Raw genomic sequence first — 13,466 nt, 5'->3', positions numbered from 1 at the left:
GGGTTAATATACAAAATATAAGTGAAGTATAAGCCTAGATAAAAAGTAAAAGTAATTTTAACAAAAACCTATTTTAAAGGTAGTTAATTCATCAGTTGCAAAACTACAATGAGTTAATTGGTACAAAATTATAGGTTTATTTTTAAAAACTATACGATATAATATAAATAAGAAAAGCTTAGTGCGGCTAACACTAAGCTATCCTAGAACGTTTTTAGTTTTAGGGCTATTAGATATAGAATATTATCTCAAGAAAAGAACACTAATCTTTGTTGGATGGAGTGTTCTTTTCTTTGCTTTTAATTTCTATGTCCAAACCAAGAAATTTAGCCTTGATTTTTATGGTCGAAATAAAAAGATTATGGTTTAACAGCATTGCAATAAAGCAAAGAACAACTAAGCTTATAATCACTAATTCAAGCATACCTAACACCACCCCCTTAAGCTATGATGAAAATTCACCAATAGCCCAAGGTGGGAAAACGTACAATCACCGTAGCCATCCACTTCTACGGATTATTTTACTTAGACAGTATATCATAAAGTTAATTTTTAATATAGCATTTTACAATTTAAAGATTGAAATAATTATTACATATATAATAATAATACAGAGTATGTAATATATGTTATAATTTTCATAAGAGTAAGTTTAACTTGGAGTTAAATACAATTGGGGGCAAATATGAAAAAATTAATGCTAACATCAACAGGGTTTACAAATAGAAATATTGAGAAAAAGGTTTTGGAGTTAGTGAAGTTACCAAGTGATAAAATTAAAGCTATGTTTATACCAACAGCCGCAATAACTGAAGATGCTAAGGTAGTTGTTCCTTTGTGTAAAGAGGATCTTTTAATTGCAGGTGTTTTAGAAAGTAATATAGTTACCTATGATTTAGATAGAATTATAAGTTGTGATGAGATTTGCAATTTTAATGTTATATATGTTTGTGGGGGAACTACAGAACATTTATTAGACAGAATGAATGACGTGAAATTTAGCATTCCATTAAAGAGGTTTTTAGATAATGGGGGAGTATATGTAGGGGTTAGTGCTGGAAGTGTTGCCTTAGCTCAAAACTTACCAGAGAATTTAGGATATATAAATTGCATACTAAATGTTCACCAAGAAGTAGGCACAGCATGTGGATGTGTAGATACAAGGGATTGCCCTACTATCAAATTAACAGATAATCAAGCCATAATAATTGAAGATAATATCATCACTATAATGGATTAATTAGAGAAGTACAAATTTCTTACTGTAGTTTTATAGTGGGTTTGAAAGGAAATATATTATATGGGGAATTTAAAATACAATCTGAACTTTGAGAAGTTGTGTAAAGTTATGCAATTAGGAGAGCTAGTTAGGGAGCCTGAAGCAATATCAGGGGGATTTTTACACAGAATGTTTTCAGTTGAAACTACAAAAGGAAAATATGCAGTTAAAGCGTTAAATCCTCAAATTATGCTTAGGCCTACAGCAATGAAGAATACTATTAATTCAGAGAGGATTGCTAATCTTGCTAGTAGTAAGATTTCTGCACTTCCAGCAATAATCTTCAACGGAAGTTCCATCCAAGAAGTGGACGGGCAGTTCTTTCTTGTTTTTCATTGGGTAGAGGGGAGAAGTCTGAAGGCAAAAGAGATTAATAACATTCATTGCATAAAAATTGGAGAAACACTTGCTAATATTCATAGCACTAACTTTTCTCAGTTAGAGATTAGTAATAATTCTGGACATGCTATTGAGGATATAAATTGGAATTGTTATTTAAACATGGGCGAGGAAAGTAATTTAGAATGGACTAGCATACTAAGAGAAAATATTAATAATCTTTACAAGTGGACAACCGAGGCTAATGAATCAGCAAAGACACTTTCCTCAAAAATGATAATCAGCCACAGAGATTTAGATCCTAAAAATGTTATGTGGATTGAAGATACTCCAATTATTATTGATTGGGAAAGTGCCGGCTTTGTAAACCCTATGCATGAATTGATTGAAACTGCAATTTACTGGTCTGAAAGTGAAACGGGAGATATTGATAAAAAACGATTTTTGGAATTTATAGGAGCGTATAAAAATATATTTGGAGCTTTAGATTCAAATTGGAGAATAGTCTTATTAAATGGTTTTTCAGGAAAACTAGGTTGGCTTGAGTACAACTTAAAAAGGTCTTTATTGATTGAATGTACAGATAAAGAAGAGCAGAATATGGGGACTAATCAAGTCACTGAAACAATAAATTCTATTAAACATTATGCATCTATGATTTTAGAAGTAGAGATGTGGTTAAATAATGAATTATTATAATAATAGGAAAAACCTACAAAGGTAATTTATGATATATTTAATTATAGGATATGGTTAAATTACAATAAGTATTTACCATAAGTTTAAATACTGCATGTAGTGAGAATAAATATAAAAATACTAATATATTGTTCTTTAAATATAGATTATAGGTAATACTAGTTTTGTGGCATAACCATTATATGAATAAAGTACTATTTCGAGCCGTGAATGAGGCAACTCTCATCACGGCTGTTTTTTTATAGGTGTCAAGCCTAGAATTAACTTATACATGAACCTACATAATTTTTTTAACTTAGCCATTTCCTTTCGTATGACTCTAGGAGATAAAAAATTTCCACCATTTAAAACTTAAGATTCCGTAAGGAATTCTTATAAGTATCGTAAAGTCATCCCTCTATAATGAAATTATATTATTAGAAGAGGGGTAAAGATATGAAAAAGGCTTTTAAAAAAGTTTTGGTATTTATTGCAATAGTCGGTGGAATATTTTATACGATGAGGTATAATGTTACGGAACAAAATCCCGGACATGAAAACAGACACGAATCTAGTCTCAATGAAAAATATAAGCCAGTAAATCAAAATAATGTTAGTAAAACAACAAAACTCATATTAGTAAATAGCGAATATGGTTTAAGTGAAGGTTATAAACCAGAAAAATTAACTATACCCAATGTACCATTTGCTAATGGGGTAGAGCAGGAAGAAAAGCATGTAGCAAGCATTATTGTAAATCCATTGGAGAGGTTATTTAATTCAGCAAAAGATGAAGGTATAGTATTGTTTGGTAATTCAGGATACAGATCATATAAATCACAAAAGGAGACCTATACCAATAGGGTCAAAGCAGAAGGGAAGAAACTTGCAGATGCCTATGTGGCTAAACCAGGATTTAGTGAACATCAAACGGGATTATGTATGGATATTACAAATAACGATAGATATTTTGTAGAAGGAACAAAAGAAGCAGATTGGCTTGCAGAAAATTGCCATAGATTTGGTTTTATTATAAGATATCCTTATGGAAAGAAAAATATAACAGGAATTGAATATGAACCTTGGCATATTAGATATGTTGGAGAAGAAGCGGCTAAGTATATTTACGATAATAAGCTTACATTAGAGGAGTATCTAAATAAATAATTATATAATTGGAGGAACAAATGAATAGTAATATTCTTGTAGTAGACGATGAAAAAGAAATAAGAAATTTATTAGAAATAAATCTCAGAAATGAAGGTTATAATGTATTTAAGGAAAGCTGTGGAGAAGATGCTTTAGATACATTGGATAGGGAAGAAATTCATTTAATAGTTTTAGATATCATGATGCCAGGGATTGATGGGTTTGAGGTATGCAGAAGGGTAAGAGAAAAGTACAACATACCAATACTTATGCTAAGTGCAAAAGCTGAGGATATGGATAAAATTCAAGGCATTATAACAGGTGCAGATGATTATGTATGTAAGCCTTTCAACCAATTGGAACTTATTGTTAGGGTAAAGGCATTGCTTAGAAGAGCTTACTTTTTAAATACTAAAATGCAAATTTCAGAGGACTTGATAAGAATTGAATCAATGGTTATAGATAAGAGAAAACATAAGGTAACAATTGAGGATAGGGAGATAGATTTAACTGCTAGAGAATTTGAAATATTATACTTATTAGCTACAAACAGAGGAAGAGTTTTTAGTGCAGAGGAGATTTTTGCAAAGGTATGGAAAGAACGGTACTTTCAGTCTAATAATACTGTTATGGTGCATATGAGTAGGCTAAGGGATAAGATAGAACATAATATGAATGGAAGTAAAGTAATTCATACTGTATGGGGAGTTGGGTATAAAATTGAAAAGTAAAAGGCTATATAAATATTGGTTATTATCTCTAGTGGAGATAGCAGGTGCAGCATTATTAACTTATATGACTTTGATTATAAGTAATAAAGTATTAAATTATTTATATGAATACACCAAAATTCAGCTTGTTAATTATATTTTTAAGATTTTCAGATTTCTGAATCAAAGAGATTATGGGGAAAGTGCCTATATAATTGTTGAAATATTGTTATTTGCTGGATTTTTATTACTTATAAAATATAGAAAATATAAGAGTCTTGCAGCTATTATAGACGAAACAGAAATAATGGCTAATAGCGACTTAGATAGAGTAATCGAAGTTGAAGCAAAAGGTGATCTTAGGAACTTAGCAGAAAATATAAATAATATATCGAAGCAACTTAAAGAAATAACAGTAGAAGAAAGAAAAGCTCAACAAACTAAGAGTGACTTAATAACTAACGTTTCCCATGATCTAAGAACTCCGTTAACTTCTATAATAGGTTATTTGGAGATAATTGATAGTGATAAGTATAAAGATGAAGTAGCACTAAGATATTATGCTAATATAGCCTTTGAAAAAGCAAAAGGTTTGAGTTTGCTTATTAATGATTTATTTGAACTTACTAAAATGCAGAATAACACTATTAATCTAGATAAAACTGATATAAATTTAGTGGATTTATTAGGTCAGGTAGTAGCAGGCTTTGAATATCAATTTAAGGTTGCAGGCATGAAATCAAGAATTAATTTTTCAGAAGATAAGTTAATAGTAAATGCGGACGCAGGAAAGTTAGTTAGAGCCTTTGAAAACTTGTTATCTAATGGAATAAAGTATGGTCAAGATGGTTTTTATATTGATATAACATCAAAAATTGAAGAGAATATGGCAGTAATTCAAGTTATAAATTATGGGCAATCTATACCATCAATAGACTTGCCATATATATTTGATAGATTCTATAGAGTTGAGAAATCAAGAAACAGTAAAATAGGTGGGTCTGGCTTGGGGCTATCCATTACAAAAAATATTATAGAGCTTCATCAAGGAACCATAGCAGCATATAGTAACAATGATAAGACTGTATTTGAGGTTAGACTGCCAGTGAAACAAGTGTATGATATGAAAGTTGATGAATATTAAAAAGAAAGATAGAACTTAATAATGGTACAGAGAACTGTACCTAAGAGCAACCTAGACTTTCTTATAAATCCATGATAAAACTAGTTTGAGAGGTTGTAAATATTATTATATATTATGTCATACCCAACTAAATTATAAAAAATACGGTATAGCTAGGTGGCTATACCGTATTTTTATTACGAAAAGTCTTTTTACGCTCTTTTATTTTTATATAGAGTGCATATTAAACAATGGACAAGTTCATTTTGAAAAGCTACTTTGGAAGAAGATTTATTATAAAAACTCAACAGTTCGCATACGGTTTATAGCAGCGGCTAATTCTATTTTTCTAGGAAGTTCAAGCCAACGCTGAGTTAAGAAGATATTTGGATAAACTGAGTCTAAACCATTGAGTTCAATTTCTTTGTATACTTCTAAAATTAATTCTTCAATATGAATATTCTCTAAGGAGGTTGATTTAAGCTCTATAAATCTTAGTAAATAGGCCAATGCATTCAGTTGAGCATGTGAAATTATTCCGGGCAACATACGCAAATCAAGTTTTTCATCACCTAAAGCAATGGATTCTTTTTCTATGACATTAAATCTTTCAGTTCCTAGGTCATTAGGATAGGGTGTAAAGCCCTTGCTTTTTATCTTACGCTGATGATACCAGTTCACAGGTCCTAAGGATTCTTCAACAGCAAGTTCCCTAGTGTCTAAGCTCATTAGTTTTGTTTCTTTTGTTATATTATAAGCTGTAAAATCTTCCATAAGAATTACATTATCAGCTATTTCAAGATATTCACTACTTCCACCAATAACAAGTATGGTTGAGGCTCCAGTTGAATAGAACATTTCACGAATCCTATCAGTAAATGGAGTTATAGGCTCTTTTTTTATAAGCTTTTTCATTCTAGAATCCTTTATCATAAAGTTTGTAGCACTTCTATCTTCATCAATCAAAAATAGCTTTGAACCATAATTAATGGCTTCAATAATGTTAGCAGCTTGTGAGGTACTCCCACTTGCACGATCTGTCGAGAAGGACTTTACATTTACTGTAGACAAGGATTTTATGAAAGGGGATAAGTCTAAGTTTTGAATTGATCTGCCATCCTCAGCTGATATATTTATAGCAGTTTCATCAGTTATTACAAATTCGCGTCCATCCCCAGGGATATGATTATAAACTCCAACAGATATGGCATCCAACAAGGTGCTTTTTCCAGAATATCCACCGCCAGTAATAATGGTTACACCTTTTTTAACTGCCATTCCAGTAATAGAATCGCCATCACTAAGGGGAATTTTTACTTCATCCTCCAATGGACTTTTAAATGGTAAGGAGTTTTCTTGTGGAAGCTCCGTTCCCTTGAAACGAGGCAAAATACTTCCATTAGCTACAAAAGAGCAGTAGGAGTTTTCACCCAAGAATCTACGGATTTCCTCTTGGATTGAAGCTACTTTGAGCCACTTATTTAAGGTAACATTATCAAAGTTATCCACAAATTCATCAAGTATTAGGGGTAAGTCCCTAGTCATCATCTTTGCAGCCTTCTTGCCATTGATGGTTAACTTCTTTTCTTTATCTTTATATATAGGAAGTAGAGCTTGAATCATTATACATAAATAATCATCATCTATTGAAAAATCAACAAGTTCATTTTCTTCAACTTCTTTAGAGGGAGTTTTAACCTCCACAAAAGGCTTATCTTTTTCTGATGAATCCAAACTTGAAAGGTTTTGAAAACTATCCTTCCAAGGAGAAGATAGAAAAGAGCAATTACGTTTTAGTACCTCCTGACCTGGATTATAAATATAAAGCATGCCTGTAATTTTTGCTTCCTTGGTACGATTATAATATTCATCATTCTTCAAGTTAATATAGTAACCAAGTTTTCTAAGACAATAATCTTCAATAGCTAATTTTTCAACTTCTGAATAAGAAACTATATTTTTAAGATTTAAATGAGATATAGGAATTTTAATCGTTATAGTTGGTTTTTCAAGTAAAAGCTTATGAGTAACATCAAATTTAAACTCTATATCATTATGATAGTAATAAGGTCCTTTAACAAGTGATTGCAAAGCTAATTTTCTTTTGAAACTGCTAGCCTGTGGAGTACAGCCTAGTTTACGAGACATAATATGAGAATTATCTTCGTAAATTTTACGATAATAAGATACATTGCAATCATCAATTTCTAATAATATTTTCTTTAAACGATCTATAGGTAACACCTCTTTCAATAATATAAATTGTTTTAGTACAAAAAATATATGACAATTAGGCATCTGAAAATAAGTAACAAGTCAAAGATGTGAAGGATATTTTTAGTTAGGCAAGGAAACAGGTTCCGCAGATAGTAGCGCTATCTAAGGGTTCTGTTGACGCAGTATAACTTAAAATAGACAAACATACTGACTTATTTATTTTTGAAGATGCCTTATATTAAGAAAAAATAAAACACCTCTGATAAAATCAGAAGTGCTTAGTCTGCGAGAAATTACCTAAGTAATAGGGCATCTAAAGGTTAGAAAGTCCTTGCATATAGTAAATTAAAGTGAAAACTTACTTATACAATATTTATACTTTGGTTCCATTAAGGCTTGTGGTGATGAAAAAATTATTTCAAAGTGGAAGCCCTAGGAAAATAAAGTTAAGACTTAATCTATGCATGAACCTACCCTATATTTTTTAGACTTTTAGATATAATTATAAAAAACCACCTTGAAAGTCTATAGGCAGACAAAGAAAATCTGAAATTATCAGTTTTAACTTAACATTAATTGTCATATTGTCTACCTCACTTTCTTAGTTTATATACATATATTAACAGGGAATAAGTAACATGTCAATATATGGGATAGAATACTAGCAATACAATTAGGATTTTAAAGGGAGAAACGTAGTATAAGTAAATGATAATGATAGCTTTAATCTATTTTTGTAGTTGAAGTTATAGAATACATTCGAATTAAAGGGATTAAACCTAGCATTATTTGATATTGTTATAACTGGCTCATTACTTTAAATTTATATTTTTGCTAAGCTTTAACAGAGGATTATGCAAAAAAACGCCAATTGAATATAAACTATTGGCGCATAAGGTTTAATTTAATTTTCAGGTTTGAAATTTAAAATAATTTCATCTACAGCTTTTGTGATTTTATCTGCTTCTTCTTCAGTCAAATGAGATCCTGCTAAAGCTTTTACATCATTTGCAAATCCACTTAATAAATCTACATAATTATCTTTGCCTTTTCTCATTGATTTCTCAGCATTATTAAGCTTTGATATAAGACGCTTCTTGATGCTTTTGTTCAATTGCATTTCTTTTATAGATTTTTCAAGGTTATCTATAGTATATTTATTTACTCCAAAGGGTTGAGTAAAGCTTATTCCGCCATTTCCTATAAGTTGAGCACGTACATAAGAATCAACTTTATCCTCAAAATCATTTAAATCTATAGTATTACCTGTTGCAATAACTTTCCCATTAGCAATCCATTGAATTGTATTATAATGAGAACCTGAAATAGTAATAGAATTTTCTTCTTGATTCACTGCGATATTACTAATTATTGGAGTGGGGCCTTCAGCTTTAAAGTCAGGTCCTAATTCTCGTTTTGCTATTTTTCCAACTGAATAGAAGGTTCCTTTTTCCATAGCATTACGAAGGTTATCTACATTGTTTGTTGGCATTAACATCATATTATAACTAAAGCCAGTTGCTTCAATATAATGGGAATCATCATTTGAAAAACCCCATACAGGATTTCTTACAGCCATTGTTTCTGAAAGAATACTATCCCAAAGTATTCTATCGCTTAAGGAGTCTACATCTTTCTCATTAACAATTTCCATACCTACAAGTGATTTATATTTGTTAAATAAATCAACATATTTTCTATATATAGCTGGATCTTTTGAAAGGGCTTCTCCTTTAACTATATCGCTACTTCCACCGGTATATGGACCTGGATGATTGAGGTGAGAAATTCCCCCTAACTCTTCTGTACGAGCAATAATCTCTTCTAAAGTATCTCCTGGTTTGTTATTGTAATCTGCAAAGAATGTATTGATATGATTTGCTGCTGACTGCTCGTTAGAATATTTAACAGCTAACATGCCTCTGTTGCTTCTACCTATCCCAGTATTAATTTCGGCTAAGCGCTCTGGAGTTAAATAGGGTTTATCTTCTGGTCTGTCAGTTCTATCCCAGGTTGTATTTGTAAAGTTATGATCCGTAATTGCTAGAACATCAAAACCTTTTGCATAATGATCTTCAATCATTTCCTTTGGGGTATTACATCCATCACTTTCAGTAGTATGAGCATGGAAACCTGCCTTATATTGACCATAGGTATTCCAGTCTACAGATTCATATGGGTTCAAGATAAAATAATCAGCATTTCTCTTAGGAGACATAGCAAAACTTGTTCCGGTTGAAAATGTAGCAGTAATTATCATTACTGAAGACAACGCAATTATGATTCCTTTATTTCTCTTAAACAAAATAGCCACTTCCTTTTTAGATAGTATAGACTTAAACAACTTATCCAATAAAAATATAATATAGAAAGGTTATCTAAGGGCAGTAAATTAGGACTAAGTTAAAATAATTACATATCATGTTATACCCAACTAAATTATAAAAAATACGGTGTAGCTATCAAGTTACACCGCATTGTTATTTAGAATCTATATTAAATAATGAGTAAGTTCATTTATTATAAAGTTTGTACCACTTTTATCTGCATCAATCAAAAATAACTTTTAACCATAATTAATGGGCTCAATAATTGATGAAACGATTAATAACGCAATTCCAATATATTACATCAGGTTATTTGCATCCACTGTCTAAGTGAGAATAATATTTAATAGACCAAGACTCAATTTCTTTAATGATTTTAGTAAGGTCTCTTCCCTTTTCAGTAAGATAATATTCAACTTTTGGTGGAATTTCGGGATAAATCTCCTTATTTATTAAATCGTCATTTTCTAATTCTTTAAGCTTCTCATTCAATACCTTTTGACTTATTCCTTTAGTTATTCTTTGAAGTTCCAAAAATCTTTTTGGTTCATCATATAAATGACATAATAAGACAGCCTTCCATTTGCCCCTAATAAAATCCATTGCAAAGTCTAATAAGCACACATATTTCTTATCATTATATATTATCATTTAGTTACCTACCTTTATTTTTATCGTTAATAAAACTTGAGCATATAGACATAACAGTTGCAATATATGCCAATTATCTTCATAATATCAAATCAATAGTTTAAAATAAACATATATTTTATGAAGAAAGATTTTTTATACTAATATAGGTATTACGGTAAATCTTACTTAGAGGTAAGTAATCTAACAAAAAAGTGCGTACTGTTCACTTTGATTATTGAGCAATATAATAAACGTATGTTTGAAAATAAATTATACGGAGGTATGTATATGAAAGTAGTAGCTTTTAATGGAAGTCCTAAAAAAAATGGAAACACTTATGAGGCAATAAAGGCTGTAGCCGCAGAGTTAGAGAAAGAGAATATAGAGGTGGAGATTGTTCATGTTGGAAATAAGATAATACGTGGATGCATGGATTGCGGTGGATGCAGTAGAAACATGAATGAAAGATGTGTTATGAAGAATGATGAGGTTAATGATTGGATTCAAAAGATGAAGGAAGCTGATGGAATTATTTTAGGATCACCAGTGCATTATTCAGCCATTGCAGGGACTATGAAATCATTTTTAGATCGTGCGTTTTTTGTTGCATCTGTAAATAACGGCATGCTTAGACATAAAGTAGGGGCAAGTGTTGTTGCTGTGAGAAGATCAGGCGGTGTTCCAACCTTTGAACAGTTGAATAATTATATCAATTATTCAGAGATGGTGATGCCAGCATCGAATTATTGGAATGTAATTCATGGTAGAAATCCTGGAGAAGCATTACAGGATGAAGAAGGAATGCAAATTATGAGTGTACTAGGAAAGAATATGGCATGGATTTTAAAATCTATCCATTCAGGTAAAAGCAATGTAAAGGAAAATCAAAGAGAAGATAAAATATTTACCAACTTTATAAGATAGGCTATGAAGGTAAAGGCATTAAAAAAATTATAATGAGTGAGATAAGAGGTTTAGACTTAGGCATTGACATGACTTGCCTAAGTCTATTTTTGTAGTTGAAATTGTAGAATACATTCAACTAATTTGAAATCCAATTGAATCTGAAAACTTTTTATTCAATTGTAAATTGATAAAGTTAATAGGAGTATTATAATATACATATGTTAATTGAATTAATTAAATTAAGAGAAACAAAATAAGAGGATACAATGAATTAGATAGTAGAACTAAATTTGAAAGGGGCTTAACTATGTCAGTGCTACAAATTGAAAATTTAACAAAAGATTATGGATATAATCGTGGTGTATTTGAGGTTTCTTTTAGTGTGGCTCAAGGTGAAGTTTATGGATTTTTAGGGCCAAATGGAGCAGGAAAAACAACTACAATTCGTCATATAATGGGATTTTCCAGACCACAAAAAGGTCACACCTATGTAAATGGCATGGATAGTTGGGAAAAAGCAAGTGAAATACAAAAAAACTTAGGTTATCTGCCAGGAGAAATTGCATTACCAGAAGCATTAACTGGAATACAGTTTATTAATATGATGGCAGAATTGCGTGGATTAAAGGATATGACTCATACAAATTACTTAATCAATAAATTTGAACTTGATCCATTAGGTAGCTTAAAAAGAATGTCCCTAGGAATGAAGAGAAAGCTTGCTATAGTAACTGCTTTTATGCATGATCCAGATGTTCTTGTTCTTGATGAGCCTACAAGTGGCCTTGATCCTATAATGCAAAATATATTTATTGAATTTATTAAAGAAGAAAAGAAAAGAGGTAAAACAATTCTATTATCAAGCCATATATTTTCTGAAATAGATGCTACCTGTGACAAAATTTCAATAATTAAGGATGGAAGATTAATATCTACTTTTGTTGCAGATGATCTACGGCACAGTGAAACAAAAACTTTTAAACTTGAATTTAATACTAAAGAAGATTTTGAGAAGTTTAAAAGCAACGTTGTTAAGGAAGAAAAACTTAGTACAATAGAAGAAAAATCTGAGCAAAATCAGGTTAAAATTCAAATTAATGATAGAGATATAAATGATTTCATGAGTATAATAGCTGATTATGATTTAAAATTTATATCTGAAATAAAGTTCACATTAGAAGATTACTTTATGAAATTTTATGATAGAAATATAGATATTGAAGGAGTGCATAAATAATGTCAATTATTGAAATTAAAAATATGACAAAAGATTATGGACAAGGGCGAGGAATATTTGATGTCAATATTTCTATAACAAAAGGAGAAGTATTTGGGTTTGTAGGCACAAATGGAGCAGGAAAAACTACTACTATTCGTCATTTGATGGGATTCTTAAAAGCGCAAAAGGGAGTAGCAACTATAAAAGGAATGGATTGTTGGAGCGGTGCTGCTGAAATAAAAAAATATGTTGGGTATATTCCGGGAGAAATTGCCTTTCCAGATGCAGCAAAAGGCAGTGAATTTCTAAAAAATCAGGCTGAATTATTGGGACTTAAGGACATGACTTATGCTGAGAGTTTAATTGAGAAGTTACAACTTGATCCAACGGCTAATTTAAAAAGGATGTCTAAAGGAATGAAGCAAAAAACTGCTATTGTTGCAGCACTTATGGGGGATCCAGAAATCCTTATTTTAGATGAACCAACCACAGGTCTTGACCCATTAATGAGAGTGGAATTTATAGATATTCTTAATGAAGAAAAGAACAAAGGGAAAACAATTTTTATGTCAAGTCATATGTTTGAGGAAGTAGAAGATACTTGTGATAAGGTTGCACTAATAAAGGATGGAAAAATTATTGCTATAAAAGCTACAAGTGAAATAAAGCATAGTGAAGAAAAAACTTATAAGATAGAATTTATTTCTTATGAGGATTACAAGAAATTCATATCAGAGAAATTTAAGTTTATAAATAAAAAGGAAGAGCAAAATCAGGTTACTATAAGTATTACACCACTTTACAACAAAATTAACTTACTTCATCTAAGTGAATTAAGGAATTAATTACCTCTAAAGCCCTATCATTAATTTTGCGCTTTTGTAGG

At 30.7% G+C, this 13,466-nt stretch carries 12 protein-coding genes; 8 read left to right on the top strand and 4 right to left on the bottom strand.

Features of this window, described 5'->3' with window-relative positions; genetic code table 11:
* Nucleotides 1–262: 262 nt before the first annotated feature.
* A complete protein-coding gene (locus J2Z44_RS18465) occupies nt 263–424 on the bottom strand; it encodes a hypothetical protein (protein ID WP_021282748.1) in 162 nt (53 codons plus the stop codon).
* Nucleotides 425–685: 261 nt separating this feature from the next.
* Here J2Z44_RS18465 and J2Z44_RS18460 point away from each other — a divergent pair, with 261 nt between their 5' ends.
* The 5 genes from J2Z44_RS18460 to J2Z44_RS18440 all read left to right on the top strand — a co-directional run bounded on the left by J2Z44_RS18460 (nt 686) and on the right by J2Z44_RS18440 (nt 5,299).
* Entirely contained in the window at nt 686–1,240 is a 555-nt protein-coding gene (locus J2Z44_RS18460; RefSeq protein ID WP_021282749.1) for a Type 1 glutamine amidotransferase-like domain-containing protein, read from the top strand.
* Between the two features lie 60 nt (nt 1,241–1,300).
* Nucleotides 1,301–2,317: an aminoglycoside phosphotransferase family protein gene (locus J2Z44_RS18455; RefSeq protein ID WP_021282750.1), complete on the top strand. Its 1,017-nt coding sequence runs from the start codon at nt 1,301–1,303 to the stop codon at nt 2,315–2,317.
* Nucleotides 2,318–2,752: 435 nt separating this feature from the next.
* Nucleotides 2,753–3,463, top strand: a complete 711-nt coding sequence (locus J2Z44_RS18450) for a M15 family metallopeptidase (RefSeq protein WP_021282751.1) — start codon at nt 2,753–2,755, stop codon at nt 3,461–3,463.
* Nucleotides 3,464–3,483: 20 nt separating this feature from the next.
* The gene (locus J2Z44_RS18445; RefSeq protein ID WP_021282752.1) at nt 3,484–4,176 is read left to right on the top strand and encodes a response regulator transcription factor; all 693 of its coding nucleotides are present in this window, start codon (nt 3,484–3,486) and stop codon (nt 4,174–4,176) included.
* Entirely contained in the window at nt 4,166–5,299 is a 1,134-nt protein-coding gene (locus tag J2Z44_RS18440) for a sensor histidine kinase (RefSeq protein ID WP_209649919.1), read from the top strand. Before J2Z44_RS18445 ends, J2Z44_RS18440 begins: the two co-directional genes overlap by 11 nt.
* 273 nt (nt 5,300–5,572) lie before the next feature.
* Here the strand turns inward: J2Z44_RS18440 and J2Z44_RS18435 are convergent, their stop codons facing one another.
* The 3 genes from J2Z44_RS18435 to J2Z44_RS18425 all read right to left on the bottom strand — a co-directional run bounded on the left by J2Z44_RS18435 (nt 5,573) and on the right by J2Z44_RS18425 (nt 10,473).
* Complete coding sequence (locus J2Z44_RS18435; RefSeq protein WP_021282754.1) at nt 5,573–7,426, bottom strand: P-loop domain-containing protein; 1,854 nt, start codon at nt 7,424–7,426, stop codon at nt 5,573–5,575.
* A gap of 973 nt (nt 7,427–8,399) precedes the next feature.
* On the bottom strand, nt 8,400–9,800 hold the full coding sequence (locus tag J2Z44_RS18430; RefSeq protein WP_209649916.1) for a PHP domain-containing protein: 1,401 nt from the start codon (nt 9,798–9,800) through the stop codon (nt 8,400–8,402).
* Between the two features lie 331 nt (nt 9,801–10,131).
* Entirely contained in the window at nt 10,132–10,473 is a 342-nt protein-coding gene (locus J2Z44_RS18425; protein ID WP_021282757.1) for a winged helix-turn-helix transcriptional regulator, read from the bottom strand.
* A 270-nt stretch (nt 10,474–10,743) separates the two neighbouring features.
* Between J2Z44_RS18425 and J2Z44_RS18420 the strand changes: the two genes are divergently transcribed.
* The 3 genes from J2Z44_RS18420 (at nt 10,744) to J2Z44_RS18410 (ending at nt 13,425) form a co-directional block, all read left to right on the top strand.
* Nucleotides 10,744–11,379, top strand: coding sequence for a flavodoxin family protein (locus J2Z44_RS18420; RefSeq protein ID WP_021282758.1), 636 nt, complete (start codon nt 10,744–10,746; stop codon nt 11,377–11,379).
* Between the two features lie 289 nt (nt 11,380–11,668).
* Nucleotides 11,669–12,598: an ABC transporter ATP-binding protein gene (locus J2Z44_RS18415; protein ID WP_021282759.1), complete on the top strand. Its 930-nt coding sequence runs from the start codon at nt 11,669–11,671 to the stop codon at nt 12,596–12,598.
* Nucleotides 12,598–13,425: an ABC transporter ATP-binding protein gene (locus J2Z44_RS18410; protein ID WP_021282760.1), complete on the top strand. Its 828-nt coding sequence runs from the start codon at nt 12,598–12,600 to the stop codon at nt 13,423–13,425. Before J2Z44_RS18415 ends, J2Z44_RS18410 begins: the two co-directional genes overlap by 1 nt.
* Nucleotides 13,426–13,466 lie beyond the last annotated feature (41 nt).

Source organism: Clostridium punense, assembly GCF_017874425.1.
Classification (GTDB): domain Bacteria; phylum Bacillota; class Clostridia; order Clostridiales; family Clostridiaceae; genus Clostridium_J; species Clostridium_J punense.
The sequence above is the reverse complement of the archived record's forward strand: the minus strand, read 5'-3'. Positions and strand labels throughout refer to the sequence as shown.